Origin of the sequence: Streptomyces sp. NPDC059499 (assembly GCF_042749285.1) — a bacterium.
Classification (GTDB): domain Bacteria; phylum Actinomycetota; class Actinomycetes; order Streptomycetales; family Streptomycetaceae; genus Streptomyces.
Genome location: NZ_JBHYTT010000022.1, coordinates 37278 through 57545, shown reverse-complemented (window position 1 = coordinate 57545; position 20268 = coordinate 37278). Strand labels below are relative to the sequence as shown.

At 68.9% G+C, this 20268-nt stretch carries 16 protein-coding genes and 1 pseudogene; 8 read left to right on the top strand and 9 right to left on the bottom strand.

Annotated elements, in window-relative coordinates; genetic code table 11:
* Positions 1-16 precede the first annotated feature (16 nt).
* Positions 17-244 carry a hypothetical protein gene (locus tag ACFW9O_RS33830; RefSeq protein WP_384614701.1) on the top strand — a complete coding sequence of 76 codons (228 nt, stop codon included), beginning with the start codon at positions 17-19 and terminating at the stop codon, positions 242-244.
* Positions 245-512: 268 nt separating this feature from the next.
* On the top strand, positions 513-1220 hold the full coding sequence (locus ACFW9O_RS33825) for a hypothetical protein (protein WP_384614699.1): 708 nt from the start codon (positions 513-515) through the stop codon (positions 1218-1220).
* Positions 1221-1437: 217 nt separating this feature from the next.
* On the opposite strand, the gene ACFW9O_RS33820 is transcribed toward ACFW9O_RS33825, so the two are convergent.
* From ACFW9O_RS33820 to ACFW9O_RS33795, 6 genes are all read right to left on the bottom strand, one after another.
* Entirely contained in the window at positions 1438-2667 is a 1230-nt protein-coding gene (locus tag ACFW9O_RS33820; protein WP_384614697.1) for a cell filamentation protein Fic, read from the bottom strand.
* A gap of 291 nt (positions 2668-2958) precedes the next feature.
* On the bottom strand, positions 2959-3600 hold the full coding sequence (locus ACFW9O_RS33815; protein ID WP_384614695.1) for a TetR/AcrR family transcriptional regulator: 642 nt from the start codon (positions 3598-3600) through the stop codon (positions 2959-2961).
* Positions 3597-4277, bottom strand: coding sequence for a DUF4166 domain-containing protein (locus ACFW9O_RS33810; protein WP_384614693.1), 681 nt, complete (start codon positions 4275-4277; stop codon positions 3597-3599). The genes ACFW9O_RS33815 and ACFW9O_RS33810 overlap by 4 nt, the downstream gene beginning before the upstream one ends.
* Positions 4274-4975, bottom strand: a complete 702-nt coding sequence (locus ACFW9O_RS33805) for a hypothetical protein (RefSeq protein WP_384614691.1) — start codon at positions 4973-4975, stop codon at positions 4274-4276. Before ACFW9O_RS33805 ends, ACFW9O_RS33810 begins: the two co-directional genes overlap by 4 nt.
* A 268-nt stretch (positions 4976-5243) precedes the next feature.
* Positions 5244-6602, bottom strand: a complete 1359-nt coding sequence (locus tag ACFW9O_RS33800; RefSeq protein WP_384614689.1) for a PQQ-binding-like beta-propeller repeat protein — start codon at positions 6600-6602, stop codon at positions 5244-5246.
* 423 nt (positions 6603-7025) lie between these two features.
* Entirely contained in the window at positions 7026-7589 is a 564-nt protein-coding gene (locus ACFW9O_RS33795) for a hypothetical protein (RefSeq protein WP_384614688.1), read from the bottom strand.
* Between the two features lie 211 nt (positions 7590-7800).
* Between ACFW9O_RS33795 and ACFW9O_RS33790 the strand changes: the two genes are divergently transcribed.
* The 6 genes from ACFW9O_RS33790 (at position 7801) to ACFW9O_RS33765 (ending at position 17994) form a co-directional block, all read left to right on the top strand.
* Positions 7801-10143: an FhaA domain-containing protein gene (locus tag ACFW9O_RS33790; RefSeq protein WP_384614687.1), complete on the top strand. Its 2343-nt coding sequence runs from the start codon at positions 7801-7803 to the stop codon at positions 10141-10143.
* Between the two features lie 455 nt (positions 10144-10598).
* The gene (locus ACFW9O_RS33785) at positions 10599-11177 is read left to right on the top strand and encodes an AAA family ATPase (RefSeq protein ID WP_384614685.1); all 579 of its coding nucleotides are present in this window, start codon (positions 10599-10601) and stop codon (positions 11175-11177) included.
* A gap of 655 nt (positions 11178-11832) precedes the next feature.
* The gene (locus ACFW9O_RS33780) at positions 11833-15498 is read left to right on the top strand and encodes a S8 family serine peptidase (protein WP_384614683.1); all 3666 of its coding nucleotides are present in this window, start codon (positions 11833-11835) and stop codon (positions 15496-15498) included.
* A 329-nt stretch (positions 15499-15827) separates the two neighbouring features.
* Entirely contained in the window at positions 15828-16289 is a 462-nt protein-coding gene (locus ACFW9O_RS33775) for an RICIN domain-containing protein (protein ID WP_384614681.1), read from the top strand.
* Entirely contained in the window at positions 16286-17287 is a 1002-nt protein-coding gene (locus ACFW9O_RS33770; protein WP_384614679.1) for an SGNH/GDSL hydrolase family protein, read from the top strand. Before ACFW9O_RS33775 ends, ACFW9O_RS33770 begins: the two co-directional genes overlap by 4 nt.
* Positions 17288-17628: 341 nt before the next feature.
* Positions 17629-17994 (top strand): nuclear transport factor 2 family protein, encoded by a 366-nt coding sequence (locus ACFW9O_RS33765; protein WP_384614677.1) that lies wholly within the window; start codon positions 17629-17631, stop codon positions 17992-17994.
* 412 nt (positions 17995-18406) lie between these two features.
* Here the strand turns inward: ACFW9O_RS33765 and ACFW9O_RS33760 are convergent, their stop codons facing one another.
* From ACFW9O_RS33760 to ACFW9O_RS33750, 3 genes and pseudogenes are all read right to left on the bottom strand, one after another.
* Positions 18407-18817 carry a hypothetical protein gene (locus ACFW9O_RS33760; protein WP_384614675.1) on the bottom strand — a complete coding sequence of 137 codons (411 nt, stop codon included), beginning with the start codon at positions 18815-18817 and terminating at the stop codon, positions 18407-18409.
* A gap of 215 nt (positions 18818-19032) precedes the next feature.
* Positions 19033-19802: pseudogene (locus ACFW9O_RS33755) on the bottom strand (transposase).
* Positions 19803-19853: 51 nt separating this feature from the next.
* Positions 19854-20213: a hypothetical protein gene (locus ACFW9O_RS33750; protein ID WP_345516813.1), complete on the bottom strand. Its 360-nt coding sequence runs from the start codon at positions 20211-20213 to the stop codon at positions 19854-19856.
* Positions 20214-20268 lie beyond the last annotated feature (55 nt).

The window sequence follows — 20268 nt, the reverse complement described above, 5'->3', positions numbered from 1 at the left end:
GGAAGGTTCATCGCCGATGAGCGCAGCAGCCAAGAAGAAGTCCAAGTCCAGCGTGTACCTGTCGCTCGGTAGCACGGCCTTCGGCGCGCTGAGCGTCGTCAAGCAGGCCAGACTCGCTCGGAAGGAGAGCGACACCCTCCGCCTGGCCGACGCCGTGATCTCGACCGCCAAGATCGTCACCGGTCTCGCGATCCTGTACCGCGAGCTCAAGCGCCTCGGCGACGATGACGTCCTGTTGGGGTGAGCACCCAGGCCGGCGCACCCACACAATCGCTTCTACGGCGGCACGACCTCGGCGCGTAGCCGCTCGGTGGCTTCGGGTCCGTACCGAGGTCGGCAGCAACTGTGGGGAAGGCGTCGAATTTCGACGGTCAGCGGTCACCCAGCAATATCGAACAAACGTCGGCGCCGACGGATACTCTCCGATGATCATCACCCGTCGGGGAGAGGCTGGGGCTATGGGTATGGGTCGGCGAAGACTGATTGCCGTCAGTGTGGCGGTGAGCGTCTGCATGGCGCTGCTGGGTGGATGCGGAGAGCGGCGCGAGACCCACACCCGCGAGGGTCCGGACGAGCTGTCCGCGCTAGGCGGGCTCTCCCAGATGTTGTCCTTCCGGTACGTCGCCGACTCCGGTGAGGACGAGACGATCAACCAGGTACTGGAGATCGACAACATTTCGCGGTCATCGCTCGTCCCGGTCCTGATGTTCGAGGCGCTCGACAAGGATCGCCGCGTCCTGCACGACGTCGAGGTGGAAACGGTCTACGGCAGCGATCGGGGCGCCCTGGTGGTCCCGCAAGGGCAGTTCTACGACGTCCTGAGGTTCTCCGGTGTTGGTCAGGAGGACGTCGTGGATGTCCGTGTGACCGTCGGGAGCGTGGCCATGACCCGTCTCCCGGCCTCGCAAGGGGAGTTCGAAGTGACTACTCAGGCAGTGGACGGCCGCGGGCGGGACATGAGCCGGTTCGAACGCTTTGCGGGGGTCGAACTGACCAACGACAACGACTTCCCGGTCACCGTGCGAGTCGTCTACATCGTGTGGGACCAGCCGGACGAGGGTGACACCCAGCAGGCGGTCGAAGTAGCACCGGTCGGTGGCCTGACCGTCGTGCCAGCCGGCAGCACCGAGACGGTCAAGGTGACGGGGGCGGCGAAGGCAGCGGTGGCACGCAGTTCCGGCGGGCCGGCCGTCAGCATCAAGACGTTCTACTCGCAGTAGGCATACGTGCGAGGTCGGGCTCGGCCGGGATGCTCGGCGCTCTTCCGAGTACGCGCCACCGCCGTTGGCCCCAAGGTCGCTATGAAGGCCGCTCCCTGCGGGGATGCGCCGGCGCAGACCCTTGAGCGCGCTACCTGGCCGGACTATGGGCAGGTAGCGCGCCAAGTGACAATCGTGGCTGAGCGCCAGAGCCGGTGGCGTTCGCCGGCTGAGGCGCTCATGCCGATACCGAGCCGATCGATTCGGCGGTGTGGCGCCGGGTCTCCGCAAGATGGAGGTTGATGTAGCGGACGAGGATGAGTGGGTCCTGGGGGTCGTCGGCCTCGAAGGTGATGCGGCGCAGGAGGCTGACTCCGTCGAGTGCGACGCCCTCGCAGGCGAGGACGAAGACGAGGGTGAGGAACGCGGAGCGGGCGTTGCCGTCTTCGAAGGGATGGAAGAAGCAGACGTCGAGACAGGCACGGGCGGCGCGGGCGGTCAGGCTGAGCGGCCGGCCGGCGTCGGATGCGCTCTCGGCCAGGCACGTGTTGAAGCGGGCACGTGTGTCCGGCCCGATGCCGTAGCGCTCCCGGCCTGCCTTGGCGAAGGCGGGCGAGTTGCGGAACCGTGGCGGCTGCGGGGTGCCCAGGATGTGCTGCTGCCAACTGCTGAGCAGTGCGAAGTCGAGCCGCGCTCCGCGTGCCGCGTCGGATCGGAGCAGTTCCAGTGCGCTGAGCAGGCCTTCGGCTCGGGAAGGGTCGATGGCGCCGTCGAAGGCCCGGATGTCCTCCGCCGCGCCGTCGCGAAGGGGCACCACCGGGCCGTCCGTAGCGCTGTCCGGGATCTCGTGCCACGGCACCGATTCCCGTACCGCGAGCCAGCGCTCCAAGTGGTCCTGAGCCGGCGCGTCTGCGCGGGCACGGCCGTCGGTCGGCTGCAGGGAGAGTGCAAGCTGCTCCGCGACGTCGTCGACCACCACCGTGTCAGGACCGGTCCAGCTGTGGAACCGTCCACCGATCGCCTCGTCGACCAGGTCCCCAGCCACGTCGGGCGCGACTCCCCAGCGATCGAGGAACCAGGTGAGCACCTGGTGGCAGTGGCCGTGCCAGCCGCTGCCGCACCCGGTGCGGTCGACGACCTGCAGGATCAGATTCCTCGCCGCGCGCTCCCACAAGATCCGCTGGGCTTCGACGTCGGTCAGGTCCAGGGGGTACGCCTCGAACCAGCGGGCGAGGTACTCCAGCCACTCGCGCCACTCACGTAGGGCAGCCTCGACACGTGGCAGTGTCTCTTCCGGCGTCGTGATCGAGTCCCGCGGACAGCACCAGTTTCCTACCGGTCCGCCGTCGAAATCCCCCTCGTCGTGCGACCAGCGCCATCCGACAGTCCACCGGCCGTAGTGCTGAACGAGGGCATACGACATGGCATCGGCCCAGGACTGGGCCTCGCCACGGCTCCAGGCGCTCATCGCGGGGTCCGCGAAAGGGACGGGCGGGCGGGTAGGAACACACCGGGCAGGGCCGAGCGAGCGCACCGTATGCGCTACGGATGCGCCGTCGAAGGCTTGGCGGGCGGGGTCCACGTCGTCCCAGGTCAGGAAGCGAGGAACCAACTCAACGATCACTGCGCAAGCCTGCCACGCCCACCCGGCGCCCCAAAGTGGTTTTCCCGCTCAGGAGTGCTCTGTCGCCACCTCCGACGCACAGCCCGCCAACTCAATTGCTCATAATCCGTGTTGGCCGAGCGAGGTGACGCCGGGTCAGTTTCGGGTGCCGCGGCGCAGCCGGTGGGTGACTGCCCGTTGGGACAGGGGGCCGAGTCCTTCCAGGGCCTGAGCGAGGACGGCGAGCTGTTCGAGCGAGTCCAGGGCGCGGGCGGCGCCCTCGGGGTCGACGCCCTCGTACAGCTCGATGCCGACGAAGGAGGCGGCCGCAGCGCGGGCCAGCCCGGCGGGGTCGGCGAAGGCGGCCAGGGGGGTCGTGGCGAGCAGCCGGGTCAGGACGGCCTCCAGCTCCTCGATCCACAGCGCGAGCCCGGCGGAGGTCGCGGCCGCGAGGGCGGGCGCGGTTTGGCCTGCGGCCAGCAGCTGGCCGAGGACGGCCACCTGGCCGGCGGCCCGTTCCTCGGCGTGCATCGCGCGGGCGAATGTCAGGAGTTCCGTGAGGGAGCCCAGGGCGGCAAGCCGCTCGCGGTAGCGGGAGACGCGCTGCTCGGCGCCGTGCACGCAGGCGGCGGCGAGGAGCTCGTCGACGGAACCGAAGTGGTAGAAGATCAGCGCCTGGTTGACTCCGGCGGTGGTCGCGATCGAGCGGGCCGAGGTCTTGGCGATGCCCTGCTCGACCAGGGTGCGCAGGGCCCCTTCGAGGAGTTTGAGGCGGGTGGCCCCGCCGGACGCGCTCACGCGCGGGCCTCCTCGCGGAGGGGCCGCAGGCCGGCGCGGAGTCCGCTTCCGCCCGCGTCGACGTACTCGGCGGTGAAGGAGCCCTCGTAGCCGAAGAGGAAGCCGAAATGCCGGTTGGTCACCCGCACCCGGATCCGGAAGCGGCCGGTGCTCTCGTCGAACGACTCGCGGACCTCGGCTTCGCCTCCGATCAGGGACGGGACGCGAACGTCGACGGGGCCCTCGCGGAAGCGGTGCTCGCCGGAGCGGATGAGGAGCGATCCGTCGGGTTCGGCGCTCATGTGGAGGTCGCTGGCGAGGTGCTGGTGGGTGCCGAGGTAGTCGAGGACGCAGTCGCGCTCGGGGCTGAAGACCATCGTGGCATCGAAGCGGTGGGGGCCGTCAGGCAGCTGGAACGTCCGCACGAAGGTGACGGTCTCGCGGCCGAAGGAGTCCAGGTAGGGGAAGTTCTCGATGACGAAAGGCACATGGCGCCCCTCGCGCGGTACGAGGATGTTGCGCGTCCCGCCGAGCCGGAGGAACGGCTTGACGAAAGGGGCACCGTGGCGGATCCGCTCCATCGTCCCGCGCCCGACGCAGGCTTCGCCGCTGTCGAGCCCGACGGAGAAGCGCCGCCGGATCTCGGGGTGCAGGCGGCCGAAGTCGGCGCCCATGTGGGTGTGAAAGATCGAGGTCACGAGGACTCCAGGATGGCGAGCAGCCGGGGGGCGCGGACGCGCCCGGGAGGCGTGCGGCGGCAGCGGCGTGCAGCGGGGGTGCCGGACAGCGGGGGCAGCAGGGCGGCGAGGACGGCGGTGCCCGCCGCCAGGGCGAGCGGGGCGACGGGAGAGGCGAGCAGGGCGACGATGACCAGGGTCAGGCGCAGGGCGCTCTCCCCGAGGGCGCGGGCGAGGGCGGCGCGCGGATGGGTCCCGCGTTCGCACCACAGCCGCAGCCGGTCGAAGGACCAGGCGGTGGCCCAGCCCATGAGCGGCCGGAAGACCAGCCGGTCGGCGACGGCACCGCAGCGGCCCCAGCGCGGGCGGTAGTCATAGCCGGTCAGGAAGCGGATCCCGGTGGGGCCGGGGATGTAGCGCCAGTAGCCGCTGCCCTCGGCGAGCAGCGAGAGCGGGTGGCCCGAGGCGAAGCGCAGCGCCGAGACGCGCGTGCCGTCGGACCGCTGCCGCTCGCCCGCGCTGACTCCGGTGCCGGCGATCCACACGAGGGGCAGCAGCCGGGTCGCGTAGCGAAAGTGCTGCGGCGCCCCCTCGGCGCGGGGCAGATGAGAGATCGAGGTGAACCTCAGGTCCCAGGACTGGTGCCGCGCCGGGTCCTGGGTCCGCTCCCAGAGGACCTCCATATCGGCGTCGATCACGGTTTCCACATACAACCCCATGGCCGCCGCCTCACCCTTCCCACGGTTTGAGCGTTCGCTCAAATCGCACGTTAGCCCAGTTTGAGCGAACGCTCAAGAAGATCGGCGGGCAGGTTGGAACATGCGCTCAGGAGACCCCCCTCACCCACGACCGCGCACGCACGCGACAGCGCCCCCGGCCGGTCGGCCGGGGGCGCTGCGGAGGAGGGGAGCGGGCGGGCGCCGCTGACTGGCTGGCCCTCACCCCGTGAACTCCGCCCTCGTGATCGTGACGGCAGTCCCCGATCCGTCACTCGCGCGCGTACACCGAGAAGAGGCGCCCCGAATCTTGCCGCACGGCGACGATCAGGTCCTCGTACACGAGGAGCTGCGCCAGCTCGCCCTGCGCCCGGTCCACGTCGAGACCGGCCTCGATGCTCTCCTTCTCGTCGCCGGTGGCGGCGTCGAGCACCCGCAGTTCGTCGAGGCCGTCGTGCCGGGAGCCGCGGTCGGCGAGGACGGTCACCCGGCCGCCGGTCACGTCGAGGGCGCGCAGACCGCCAGCGACGGCCACGTCCTCCAGCCAGACCTGGCTGCCGCTCTTGAGGTCGAAGGCGACCACGCGGTCCCGGTACGCCTCGCGCTCCCTGCTCTCGGCGCCGAGATAGAGCCGCCCGTCCGCGACGGCCACGAGGGCCGGCGTGTGTGCCTGGCCCGTTCCGTACCCGCCGGTGGTCTCGATCCGGGCGGTGGTCTTTCCACCCGCGCCGAAGACGAGGAAGGCGCCGCGCTGGCCCTCCGTCGTCCCGCCGGTCTGTACGACCGCCGGTTCGGCGGACAACAGGGTCACCTGCCCGTCCGGTACGGGCGTCGTCCGGCCGCCGAGGGGCGCGGTCCACCTCTGCCGGCCGTCAGCCGGATCGAACGCGGCGAGCCGCAGTTCGGTGCGGGCACAAGCGAGTACGGCGACGACCTGTCGCTCCCCGACGGCCACCTGCTCGGGCACGCAGCCCTTCGGGACGGCCGCTGTCCAGCGCGGGGCGCCGGTCCGCAGATCGAAAGCGCGCAGGGCCTTCGATCCGGAGACGGCGGGCCGGATGTCGGGGGTCAACATGTCGTCGTCGAGGGCCCACATCTCGTCGGCGTCCCGCAGGACGGCGATCCCGCCACCGACGGCGACCATGTCGGTGAACGTCTCGGTCAGGCCCCCCGGGGCACGGGGCGTGTGCCATCGTTCGCGGCCTGTCGTGAGGTCGAGCGCGGCGACGGTCGAGCAGCCCGCGTCCGTCAAGTTGCCCCGGGCGATCAGAACTACGGACCCGGCCGCCCGGCGGCTGACGGCGCAGATGTGCTCCAGTCCGGGCGGGGCGTATTCCCAGCGGCCCTTCCCCGTCCCCGCGTCGAAGGCGGTGACCGCGTCATAGCGGCTGTGGACGAGCGTGTCCCCGACCAGCCACACACCGTTGCCGTAGCCCCGGGCGTTGCTGTCGACCGGGGCCTCCCAGACGACGCGCAGCGAGCTCCCGAAGGCGGAGCAGCCCGTGGCGAGGCCGACGACGAGGAGCGCGGCGACGGCCGTGAGGAGAGGGCGGAGCAGCGTCGTTCCCTGACGGCCCGACAGCCGCCGCTCCCGTCTCGGCTCGGTGTCGTCGGTCGTGCGCGTTGCCATACGGATCCCCACCCCAGGCTCGAACGGTCGAAGCCCCGTCAGGTTAGAGCACAGCTGATCAACGAACTGCGCGAACGTGTGGTCGGTCCGCGTCCCTGGCACCGAGCGTCGTCGGAAGCCGTGGGAGACCGAGCCCGCCTGCCTGTGCTGCGGCCGAACACCTCCCATCGGCTACCGCGGCAGCCGACTGAGCAACCCAGTTGGCACGTGTGGCCAGGTACGGCGCTCGGTTTCTGAATCCGGAGTGATGCCGGAGCTTTCGCGGTGGCAATTTCGTCGACGCCAAGAGCACATGATCGACGCGATTCCCGCGCTGCAAGCCGAAGCCGCCGAAGCCAGCAGGGACTCACTGACTTACCTTCCCGGCAGCGAATCCAAGGCTGAGTTCACCAAGGCAGTGGGGGAGGGGCGACGTATCGACGTTCACGCGGGCTGGACTGCGATAGAGCAGAGCCTCTTGGTGGCACACGTGAGAGCGACATACAGGTCACGTTCGCCGCTGGGGCGAGCCTCGACGATCTCCTGCGGGCCGACGACAATGCTCGCGTCGAACTCTAGGCCGCGGGCCTCGGATGCCGGTACGAGCCGCGCCCACCGAGTGACGCCGGTCGACGTCATGTCGCCGAGCCGGGCATTCGCGCAGATCACGGCGAGCAGGTCGCCCGGATGTGCTGCCGCCTGGGCCCGGAGCTCCCCGGCCACGGTGGCGGCCAGTGTGCGCACCGTATCCGCATCAAACATCTCGGCCGGGTCGGCGGCCGGAGCACCATCGAAGCCGAGAGCTTGCAGGTCGGCCTCGGCCTCGGCATCGAGGTCGAGGCTCGTGCTTCCAGCGATCTGGGCGTCGATGTGAGCGAGGGCCTCGGCGGTGCCACGCTTCAGCGTGCTCGTGACCGTGCCGATCAGGTGTTCCTTGATCACCTCCCGCGCACGGTTGTGCGCCAGGCCGCTCGCCACCGCAGCCTCTCGTGCCGCCGCGATGTCCACGCTCGTCGGACGGACCCACTCCCGATGTGGCCGAAGTTCATGCCGGAGATGGAAGCGACCGGGGGCGGGGTGAATGTGGCATGCCGGCGCGTCGTCCCGTCCGCGCTCGGACGCTTGTGCGCCGACTCGTCGGCGCCGGCGTAGGCCGAAGCGGGCGACTGCGGAGACGATCGAGTGAATCACGGAGACACACCGCAGTAATGAGCGAAATTTGGCTAAAAAGACCCAGTCAGTGAACGCACATTCGCTCAAATGGCGGGCGATCCGTATTGGAAGGCTGACAGTGGGAACGCTGAACAAGTTGGAGCAGCGCTTCGAGGCCTGGGTGAACGGCGCCTTCGCCAAAGCCTTCAAGTCTGCGGTGCAGCCCTTGGAGTTCGTTGGCGCGCTCCGGCGTGAGTGCGACGTCAAAGCCAGAATCTGGAGCCACGACCGCACCGTCGTCCCCAACAGCTTCGTCGTCGAGCTCAACAAGGACGATCACGCACTGCACAGCACGTGCCTGGTGATGCTCGGCGACGAGTTGGTCGAGAAGGTGCGCGAGTACGCCGAGTCGCAGCTGTACTCCTTCGTGGGACCTCTGAAAGTGCAGTTGCAGTGCGCGGACGACTTGGAAACCGGGCGGTACCGGGTGAGGAGCCGGATCGAGATTCCTCCGGCCGTCCAGCAAGCCATGGAAATCGCCGAGCGCCGCGCGGCGGCGGCGCGTGAGTGGGGCGGCCATGGACAGGCCATGGCCTGGTGCCAACCGCCCCGGTCCTTGAGCGCGGGAAAACAGGTCGTAACCGTAGAGCAGTTCATAGAGCAAGACCTGTCCGTGGACAGCAACGGGATGCTGGTCCGCAGAGGTCTCCGCCCGGTCGCCAAGCCGTCGCACCTTCGGAGCATGCGGGACCCAGGGATAAAAGGTGCTGACGCGCCCGAGCTGCTCCCGTCCACGCACGGACCGCCGACCCCCCTGAACAGGCGGGGGAGTGGCCGGCCCCCCGAAGGTCCAGCGGCAGGGGCCGACCGGCCGAAGGTCGCTGCCACCGACGTCCAGAAGTGCCCTCCTGTCGGCCAGCAGCAGATGTATGCGTCCGATGTCGAGGCCCGCCCCGGTGGCGGTGCGCCTCGTCAGTCAGAAGAACACCGTAGATCGAAGGCGGAAGTATCCCGTCGCCGACGCGCCGAAGTTGTCCCCAAGAGCTCTTCAAGATCATCGAAAGGACTGAACAGAATGACGAATGACCGTGACATCAGCGTCGGCAGCCCTGCTCCTGATGGGAGGGAGGGCAGGCCGGACGCCTCCGGAGGCGGGGCACCGGATCGGGGTGCCGCAACGGAGCCCCAGGTCTCCGCCTCGAGGGAATCCGAGACGTTTGTGCGGTCGTCCGACGAACGACACGGTGAATTCGGACCACGGGCCTCAGCCGACGTGGCCGCAGCCAACAATCAGGGAGGAGCTCCGCTGTCACGCTCGTACGCCAGGACGGCGCAGCGGTCACGGTTCGCCGATGGTCCACCGGTCAACGGCCGGGCGGCGGCCGGCTACGCCCCCGTGCCGCTCGATCGCTCAGGGCTTGGCAGCGCATTGGGGCAGAGCTCGTCGGTCGAGCTTTCGTCCGACCGTCTCCTTCGCAACAAGGCCGGCCTCCGAGACGGTCTCAAGAAGCTGCGCATCGGTGGAAGGCGTGCCGAACGGGTACGCCAGCAGAAGCTGGCCGTACTCCGCACCCCGGTGATGGACTGCTACAAGATCGCCGTGATCAGCCTGAAGGGCGGAGTCGGCAAGACCACCACCACCACCGCACTGGGCGCGATGCTGGCCACCGAGCGCCAGGACCGCGTCGTCGCCATCGACGCAAACCCGGATGCCGGCACACTCAGCCGCCGGGTGCGCCGGGAGACCAACGCGACGATCCGTGACCTGGTGGCCGATCTCCCGAACCTGCCCAACTACATGGCGGTACGCCGCTACACCTCCCAGTCGCCGAGCGGCCTGGAGGTCCTCGCCAACGATGTGGACCCTGCCCTCTCCACCGCGTTCAACGACGAGGACTATCGCCAGGTCGTCGACTGCCTCGGGCAGCACTACCCGATCATCCTCACGGATTCCGGTACCGGCCTCCTCCACAGCGCCATGGGCGGCGTCCTGGATCTCGCAGATCAGCTGATCGTCGTGGCCACGTCCAGCGTGGACGGCGCCGCCAGCGCGAGCACCACGCTGGACTGGCTCAATGCCCAGGGTTACGCGGACTTGGTGCAGCGGAGCATCACCGTGGTGTCCGAGTCGCGCAAGACCGGCAAGATCGTCAAGCTGAACGATGTGGTGGCCCACTTCCGTGCTCGTTGCCGCGGTGTGGTGGTGATCCCCTTCGACGAGCACCTCTCCGCGGGAGCGGAGGTCGACCTGGCCAAGATGAAGGCGCAGACCCGGGAGGCGTACTTCAACCTGGCGACGCTTGTGGCCGCAGACTTCCACCGAACCCAGCCCGGACCCGTAGGCTGGCCCGCCCCCGCGCACGCGGGGTACAACTCGGCCAGCGTCTTCTCGGCTCCTGCCTGGGGCTGACCACTGCCGTCCGACCTTGGGTACGTGGCTCGCGACGGCCCTGTTGAGCCGCCCGAAGGCTGCTGTCACCCGAGGTGAATGCCAGCCTTGACGGTGCTCGGGGACGGCGCAGACGTCAACACGGGACTCGTCGTCCCCCACCGTGAACGGACCACTGCCCAGCTCCTGGACGTCGGGCCCGACCGCCTGAGACGGGGTGGGCGCTGCCCCATCAAGGCACCGGGGACCCGTCCCGTTGCGATGCTGACCCTTGGCTGACTCCTCACGGGATCAATGGCACCTGACCTGCGGATACGTCGAAACGCATGACGTGTGGTGGAACTTCATCGGCCGGTCCCAGGAGGAGATCGAGGCGGCCCGTCGGGACTGGATGAAGGGCTCCAGGTAGGCGTCACAACTCGCCCAACCGGTGCGGCCCATTTCTTGTCGCCGGCCGACCACTGAGCACCAGGCAGGTGCGCGCCGAGAAGACGCCGGGCACAGCCGCCTTCCTGCACGTTAACCTCACCCGCATGGAAGAGGCGGATCTTCTGCCACATCTGGACGGGACGGAGCGCGGTCTCGTCGTGATGATGTGCGGCCTGCCCGGCTCGGGCAAGAGCACGTATGCGCAGGCCCTTGAACGCCGCGGCTACACCCGCCTGTCGATCGACGAGGTGGTGTGGGCGCGCACCGGTCAGGACGCGTCCGGCCTCGCCCCGGCGGACTACGAGCAACTCAAGTCCGCCGTCGAGCGGGAACTGTGGGAAGAGTTGGTCCGCTTGATGGAGGCGAAGCTGCCTACCGTCATTGACTACAGCTTCTGGAACCGCGCCACCCGAAACCGATACAAGGCCGCGATCGAGAGTCACGGATGCCGATGGGAGCTGATCCGCCTCAAGGCCGATCTTGCAACCCTGCGACGCCGGCTGGCCGGCCGCAACCAGCGGCTCGACGCAAACAGCGTCACCGTCTCCGACGAACTCCTGGAACGCTACTTCGCCGACTTCGAGGAGCCTGATGGCGAGGGGGAGAGCGTCATCGTCCAGGAGTAGTTCCCCAACTCGTCGGCGTGATCCGTGTGCACGCCAAGCAGTAGCGATGGTTGCTGCCAGCGCGGGTCGTCAGTGCCGGGTGTCTCGGTCCGAGCCGTGGCCACGGCCGTGGCGACGACCCTCGACTTGATGTCGTCGTGGTTCAGTCGGCGCCGGTGTCCTGCACGGGGACCTTCACGTGTTGGCGTCGAAGCCCGTGGCCCCTTTGCCTTGGCGTCGTACCAGAGCTTGGCGACCCCGGCGAATCCGCGGACCGCCGTGCCGTCCGCTCTGCCCAGCTTCGGCCTGACCGACCGCCAGAAACCCTTCACACCCTCCTTGTCGACGGCGACCGCTGCGAGCCCCAGCCTGGGGATCACCTGCGTCCGCGCACTTCGCTGCAGCGGTGGACGACGTGCCCTGGAAGTCGAAGTCGAGGATCGCCGGGAGTTTCACCGAAGCCCGGTTGGCCTCGGATGAGGAACACCTAGGGATTGCCGCTGCGCAGGACACCCAACCTGCCATGACGCGGCACCCCGCCGAGGGCGGTGCTGTGGCGGCTCTCCGCCAGGGCGCATAGCCGCCAGGCTGTCCGGTAGTCAGTCGGCGGAATTCGAATACAGACTCGTCGCCGCACCCGGAACCACCCTTCCCCGGGTGCCCGAGGAGTACGTCGATGATCAGACTTTCCATAGGCGGCGGGAGAGCAGGGCTGCTCGCTGCGGGCATCTCGTTGGTGCTGCTCTCGTCGGGGCAGACCGCCGCTGCCGGGAACGCCGCCGATGCAGTGCCGGACACCTTCAAGGGGTCCCAAGCCTCGAGCACGACCGTCGTGCTCGTCACCGGCGACCGGGTCACCGTCACCGACTTGGGGGGCGGCAAGAAGACCGTCACCGTCGAGCGGGCCAAGGGCGCGACCGGAGGCGTACGCAGCGAGATATCCGACGGCCGGATCACGGTCATCCCCGACGAGGCCCGTCCCTACCTGGCATCCGGTGCCCTGGACACGCGGCTGTTCGATGTCAGTGGTCTCATCGAGCAGGGCATCACGGACGAGTTGCCGCTGATCGTCACGCACGGCAAGGGTGCGCGCGCCGCCACGACACGCGGCATCGAGACCGTCCGCTCCCTGCCCAGCATCGGGGGCGCGGCGGTGGAAACGACGGATCCGGCGGCATTCTGGCGGTCGTTCACCTCGCCCACCACCCGCTCCGCGGGCGGGAAGGTGTGGCTGGACGGCCGGGTCGAAGCCACCATGGCCCAGTCCAATGCCCAGATCGGCTCGCCGAAGGCGTGGGAGGCCGGGCTCACCGGCAAGGGCGTGAAGGTTGCCGTCCTCGACACCGGGGCCGACCTCACCCACCCCGACCTGGCCGGCCGGGTTGCCGAGTCCAAGTCCTTCATCGAGGGCCAGGAGGTCGCCGACCGCAACGGCCACGGCACCCATGTCTCCTCCACGGTCGGTGGCAGCGGCGCAGGTTCGGACGGGCTGGAGAAGGGGGTCGCGCCCGGCGCGGACCTCGCTGTCGGCAAGGTGCTCAGCGACGCGGGTTCCGGCACCGAGTCGCAGATCATCGCCGGTATGGAGTGGGCCGCCAAGGACATCGACGCGAAGATCGTGTCGATGAGCCTCGGTTCCTCCGAGGCCAGTGACGGTACCGATCCGATGGCTCAGGCCGTGAACACGCTCAGTGCCGAGACCGGCGCGCTGTTCGTCATCGCTGCAGGCAACCGCGGTGCCCCGGGCACCATCGGCTCGCCCGGTGCCGCCGACTCCGCGCTGACGATCGGCGCCGTCGACTCCGCCGACAAGGCCGCCGGCTTCACCAGCCAGGGTCCCCGCTTCGGGGACCAGGCCCTCAAGCCCGACCTCTCCGCGCCCGGCGTCTCCATCCTCGCCGCCCGCTCCCAGCTGGTTGCCGGCACCGGTCTCTACACCTCGATGAACGGTACGTCGATGGCGACCCCGCACGTCGCCGGTGTCGCCGCGCTGCTCGCCGAGAAGCACCCGGACTGGACCGGCGCGCAGCTCAAGAACGCCCTGATGTCTTCGTCGAAGACCCTCTCCGCCTCCTCTTACGCGCTCGGCGCCGGCCGCGTGGACGTTGCCGCGGCGATCACCGCTGACGTCACGGCCACCGGCTCCGCCGACCTCGGCTTCTTCTCCTGGCCGTACGAGGAGAACAAGCCGGTCACCAAGACCGTCACGTACACCAACTCCGGTGACCAGCCGGTCGAGCTGAGCCTCGCCGTCGAGGGCGCGCCCGCAGATGTGGTCACCCTCGCCGACACCACGCTCACCGTCCCGGCCCACGGCAGCGCGCAGACCACCGTCACCGGTGACGGCGCAAAGGCCCCCGTCGGCAACCTCTCCGGCCGGATCGTCGCCTCGGCGGGCGGCGCAGCCGTCGCCCACACGGCGATCGGCCTGGTCAAGGAGGAGGAGCGCTACACCCTCACCGTCCACGTCAAGGACCGGGACGGCGCCCCGACGGCAGCGAACCTGGGCGTGAAGCGTCTCGCGGAGGGCGCCATCCCCTTCCCGGCGACCGTCGGCGAGTCGGGCACGATCGAACTCCGCCTGAAGCCGGGCACGTACGCGATGGACACCTTCCTCGACGTACGCGGCTCCAAGGGCAAGGACTCGCTCGGCCTGGGCCTCCTCACCGACCCGGAGATCGTCCTCGACCGCGACCGCGAGATCACCCTCGACGGGCGCAAGCTCAAGGAGATCAAGGCGGAGGTCGACCGGCGGACCGAGAGCCGCCAGATCCTGATGGAGTTCGACCGAGAGGCGAACGGTACCTCCTACGGCGCCGCGGTCCAGGTCCCGATCAAGTACGACTCGCTCTTCGCGGCGCCCACCCGCAAGCCCGCCACCGGCACCTTCGAGTACCGGACCGTCTGGCGCCTGGGCAAGCCGATGGTGGAGGCGAGCGTCGGCGGTGACCGGCTCTCCGGCGCCACCATCCAGCCGGGCACGACCTTGCTCGAAGGCCGCTCGCGGCTCGGTCTCGTCGACGTCGGCACGGGCACGGCCGCGGAGTACACGGGCAAGAACGTGAAGGGCAAGGCCGTCCTGGTCCGGGCCGGCGCGCTGACGCCCGTCGAGGTCGCGCAGCTCGCCCAGGACGCGGGCGTAGCCTTCCTGTTCGTCACCGACGACGCGCCCGGCCGGCTGAACACCTGGTTCGGCACGGCGCAGTACGAGGACCGGCCCCTGGCCGTCGCCACCGTCAACGCGGCCGACGGGGCGCGCCTCGCGTCCGCCGCGGCGCACAAGCAGTCCGTCGACCTGAACGGCACCCGCTTCACGCCGTACACCTACGACCTGTCCGAGGGACACCCGGGCGCGATCCCGTCCGACCTGGTCTTCAGGCCGGATGACGACGAACTGGCCACCGTCCGCTCCACGTTCCACATGCCGACCGGCCGCCAGGAGCTCGGCGGCGAGTTCCGCTACTCGATCACCGACACCTTCCCGATCGGCTTCGGCTTCAAGGAGTACATCTCCTTCCCGGCCGAGCGCACCGAGTACGTCTCCACCACTCGCGGTCAGCACTGGCACGAGTCGGTCGACCTCGAGGACTCCCTGGAGCAGCGCGGCGGGATCGTCTCGTACCGCGGTGACACCCGCACGGACCGCGAGTTGTTCAAGCCGGTCTGGCACCCGTGGCTGGGCACCGGCCTGGGCTGGGGACAGGAGCGGTCGGGCAACAACCTGCAGTTCAACACCCCCGGCTGGGGCGACTCGGGTCCCGACCACACGGGCTTCGGCAACGTGTGGAACGACGACACGATGACCCAGTACACGGAGGTGTACGTCAACGGCACCCGCGTCGACCGCAGGATGAGCTCCGCCGCCTACGCCCGGAACGTCCCGGCCGAGGAGGCCGAGTTCAAGGTCGTCACCGACACCACGCTGGACCCGGCGCGCTGGCGGCTGTCGACCAAGGGACACTCCGAGTGGACCTTCCGCTCCAAGGAGACCCCGGTCGGCAGCTGGACCTTCCTCCCGCTGATCAACCTCGGCTTCGACGTCGACACCGACCTGAAGGGCGATGTGCGCGGCGGGAGCCGCCTGCCCGTCGGGATCTCGGCGGAGTACGTAAAGGGCGCGCCGGACACCGGCACGATCGGTGGAGGCACGCTGGAGGCCTCGTACGACGACGGCAAGACCTGGCAGAAGGTCGCTCTCAAGAAGTCGCGGCACGGAGCAGCCTGGACAGGTGAGGTGCGGGTGCCGGACGGCGCGCAGTTCATCTCCTTCCGGGCGGGCGCGACCGACGACCGCGGTGGTGCGGTCAAGCAGGAGATCATCCGTGCGGTGGGGGTGAAGTAACCGCGGACCCCTGTGGGGGATGAGGAAGGCCCGGCTCGGCGACACGCCGGTCCGGGTCTTCTCGTTCCGTGTCCGGACTCCGGATGTTGCGAATGCCAGCGGCCCGCCACGCACGGCTCCGGCAGAGATCCTGGAGACCCTGGTCGAGCACGGATTCGCGCATCTGAAGAGCTGGCGCGCGCCGGCCAAGGTCTGCCCCACAAGTCGCGTAAATCGGGCGCCTGTTGGTCTATGCCATCCCTTCAAATTGGTTGACATTCAGGGGTGGAATGTCGGACGTTCAGCCGTGACCCACCGATGCGCCACAGGGCCGGAGAGATGGCACGCAGATGACTTTCAGAGACAGGAACCCGAAGCCGGGGCGCGTGAGGCGCCCGGCGGCGCTTGCCCAGGGCAGCGCCGAGACACTGGACATATCCGGCGCAAGTAATGCTGAGGGAACCGTCGTTCAGCAGTGGACCCGCAACGGTGGTGCCGCCCATCAGAGGTTCCAGTTCGTCGAATCGGGCGACGGCTACTACCGTTTGAAGGCCCAGCACTCGGGCAAGGTGCCCGACGTTCCCGGCTGGTCCGGCGCCGACCACGCGGACATCGTGCAGTGGGGCGACACCAACGGCTCGAACCAGCAGTTCCGGCTGGTGAATTCGGCGGACGGTTACGTCCTTCTGATCAACGGCAACAGCGGTAGGGCCGTCGAGGTCCTGAACGCTGCCACCACGGACGGTGCCAAGGTTGTGCAGTTCACCGCCTGGGGCGGCACGCCAACCAGCAGTGGCAATTGGTGCCCATGAAAAGCGTCTCGGAGCAGGTGCACACCGCAGGGCGGGTCAAGGACCTCGGGGAAACGGTGCAGTTCAGCTGGCCCGGGGTGTACTTCGAGGGCCGCTTCCGCGGGACCGGCCTCGGGGTGGTACTCGACTGCGCGGCCGCCGACTACGACGTCCAGGTGGACGGGGCCACCGTCGCCACCCTGGTCACACCCGGCGACACCACGCACTGGATCAACGGCCTACGGGACGGCGAGCACACGGTTCGGGTCGTCAAACGCAACGACACCCCGGGGGACACCAGCACGTTCGGAGGCTTCGTCGCCGCGCCCGGGGGAGCCGTACTGAGCAAGCCGGCGCCCCGGGACCGCCAGATCGAGTTCATCGGGGACTCCCTCACGGTGGGCTACGGCAATACCTCGGGCACCCGCGACTGCAATCCGGAGCAGCTCAAGCGGAGCACCAACACCGACGTGAGTCACGGCGCCCTCACCGCCCAGCAGTTGGATGCCGATTACCAGATCAACGGCTTCTCCGGCTTCGGCATGGTGCGCAATGTCGCCGGTATCTGCCCGGACCTCACGTACCGGACCTACTACGACCGCGCCCTGCTGAACGTGGACGGCGACGTCTGGCAGAACCCGGGAACGTGGCGCCCCCAGATCGTGGTGGTCAACCTCGGGTCCAACGACTTCTCCGACCTCACCTCCGGTGAACCGTGGACGCCCGACAGTCTCGCGGCCGCCTTCCGCACCGCCTACGGCGAGTTCCTCCGGGAACTGCGGACGCGCTACGGTGCCGGCACCACCCTCGTGGCCGTCGGCTTCGACAGAAACGCCGAGTACGTGCGGCAGGTGGTCGTTGCGCGCAACGACGCCGGCGACAGCGGGGTCCACTACTGGTTCCTCGATCAGTCGGGCCTGGACTTCCTCGGATGTGACGGGCACACCTCGGCTCACGACGACCGGGTGATCGCCGACCGGCTTGCCCCGTTCCTCAGCAGCCTGCCGACGGGGTGGTGAGGGACATGACCACCCGTGAAGCGGGCCAGGGACCGCTGCCCCTCGCCCTTGGGCCCCCGCGTGTCCTGCCGCGGGCGACAGGCTGCCTTCCACGGCGGCCGGCGGGTCGCGGTGCGCGGAGAGATCCTGGGCCTGGCATACGACGACTTGGACCTCACCCTCGCATCGCTCCTGATGTGGGCGTGACCCTCGGCGACACTGCCTGGCGCGGCCGGTGAAGCCTGGCTGGCGCTGAATCCGATTCCCGCGGCGTGTGGGCGGCGCGGGTGCGGGCCAGCCGTTCCCAGGTGATGGGTTCAAAGTGCACGCGTCCATCATCGCTCTGCCGCATCATGATCCGTATGGATCTCGACTTCGCCCGTCGCTTCGCCTCTCAGTGGCAGGACGACTGGAACTCACACGACCTGGACCGCATTCTTGCGCATTACCACGACGACGTGACCTTCAGTTCGCCCATGATCGCCCGGCTGACGGGCGACCCGGCCGGCACCGTGCACGGCAAAGCCGCCCTGCGTGCGTACTGGGCGGCAGGGCTCAAGCGGATACCCGACCTGAAGTTCGAGGTGATGGACGTACGGGCGAGCGTCGACGCACTCGTGATCGACTACCTCAACCAGATCGGCGGCAGGGTGAGCGAGGTGCTGACCTTCCGGGACGGCCTGGTGGTGGCGGGCTTCGGCGCGTACGGCGAGACACCCGCCAACTGACCGGCCCCGCCCGTTCGCTGGGACCTCCGTTCGGATCAGACCCGCACGCGAGCGAGCCCAGCCTGATCCAGACGAGAGGCCCTAGCCGAGCCTTCCCCGGCGGATGGTCTTTACGGCGAGCCCTGGGCTCAGGGGTTACGCGCGTCCGTCGGACTGGGGGCGGCCAGGGATGGGGCGGTCTTGTGGGGCGCCTGAGACGCCTGCCGAGCCGGTGTGGACTCACGTCGGCCGACAGATCGCCAGAACCACCGACCGACAGAACCCACGTACAGCCCGGACACCCCGCCCCTCGCGTTGGCGTCCTCACCTCCGGCGTCCTCACAGACGCCGTAGGTGAGGAGACGGAACTCGAGGGAATGATGCTCCTATTGTCAGTCAAGGGGTCCGAGAACCTGGTAGCGGTCCGGTCCGGTCAGGTTTGGTAGGGGTAGAGGGCGACGCTCTCAGATCCGACGGTAATCTCAACCCAGGAATCGTCCAGGCCGCCGGGGATCGGTGCTGCCAGATCGAACAGCACGGACCAGGGGCCCAACTTGAGACAGGCGGCGCCGTCCACCGTGACGTGGAGGAGGCCGCGCATGATCACCCGGCCGCCTTCCTGCCGGAGTTCCGCCTCGGCAGAAGAGGCCAGCCGGGTGTTCTGGCCCCAGCGGACGTCGTCGTCGACGGTCCATTCGACAAGGTGCTGGCCGTCTGCCTCTTGCGGGTCACCGCCCCAGAGCACCACGACGGACCCGATGGGGGTGTGAACCCGAACTGTCATGGGCCGCTGCGTGGTCTGCGGCAGCCTCTGCGTGCGGACGAACATCGCCTCATCATCCATGACGTGGCGTCTCAGGGACGAGGAGTGTTGGGTGGCCGAGGTCAAGCGAGGGCGTCGTCGCGGCATGTGCCGCGTTCGAGGCACGAGATCACCGCAGGCCGGACCGCGAAGTGTTCGGCGACGGTGGTGAGGGTGATGTTCCTGGCCTGAGGGCTGGCCCGTAAATGATCTTTGGATCACCTTGGACGTGCTCGGCCGCCGTGTGTCCCGCTCGTTTATCCGGCGAGAGCGAGGTTGTGCAGGCGAGCGATGCCGCGCATGGCGTGGGGGATTCCGTCGCCTTTGAGGCGGCAGTCGCGGAGGATCTTCCAGGTCTTCATGCGGGCGAATGTGTGCTCGACGCGGGCCCGGACCTGCTTGTGGGACTTGTTGTGTGCTTGCTTCCAGTCGGGCAGTTCCTCGCCCTTGCGGCGGCGGTGAGGCATCACGAGGCCAGTGCCCGGGTAGCCGCCGTCGGCGATCGTCATGGTGTTGCCGACGGCGGCCTTGGCCCCGGATTCCTCCCAGGCTTTGCAGTCATTGCGGTTGCCGGGAAGCGGTCGGCCGACCACGACGACGAGCCGGGTGTCAGCGTCGATGACGACCTGGTGGTTCGTGGAGTAGCGGTAGTTCTTCGACTGCTCGGCGACGGTGTGGTCGCGAGTGGGCACCAGGGTGCCGTCCACGATGAGCACGGCGTCCTTGGCGAACCGCTTGCGGGGCTGAAGCGCGAGCATGGGACCGAGATGGTTGATCACACGGTCCGCCGCGGACTTCGACACCCCGAACAGCGGTGAGAGCCGGCGCATCGTCAAGTTGGTTCGCCAGTACGCCGTGACCAGCAGCGCCCGGTCCTCCAAGGGCAGGCCCCACGGTCGACCCTTGCGGACCGCGTCCGCACCCTCGCGCCGCAGCACGGTCACCAGCTTCCCCGAAGGGCACGCGGGCTCAGCCCGGTGAAGGGGGCTGTCCAGGACGACTCCGACGCCGTGATCACGCCAGCCACGCCGGGATCATCCCACCGGTCCGGCGTGTTGCCCCAGCATCCCTCCCCGCCTCAGCGGAACTCGTGGACCACCTGGATTTCGCCGACGATGTGGGCGTTGAAGTCGTCCAGCTCCTCGGCCGGAACCCAGAGCTCGAGGATCGTCTGCCCGCCGGCCTGCTGGACGGGATACCGGCTCAAGAACTCCGACTCGACCTCAAAACGAGTGACGAAGCCTGCGCCGTCGTGCTTCACGTTCCAGTCCCGGGCGATCCTGATCGCGTAGTCCTCGTTCAGGACCGGGTAGAAGATCGGCTGCTCGGGCAGCCGGGGCGGCCACGCACGCCAGTTCAGCTCCCGAACCAGATCCAGCTCCTTGGGGCCGGTGGGGCGCCACAGGGTCGTCGTTGCTTGCTGGCTGGTCATGTGCATCGCTCTCTGAACGTAGGACGCTGGTATGGCGTGTCGAGAGACCGGACGATACCGG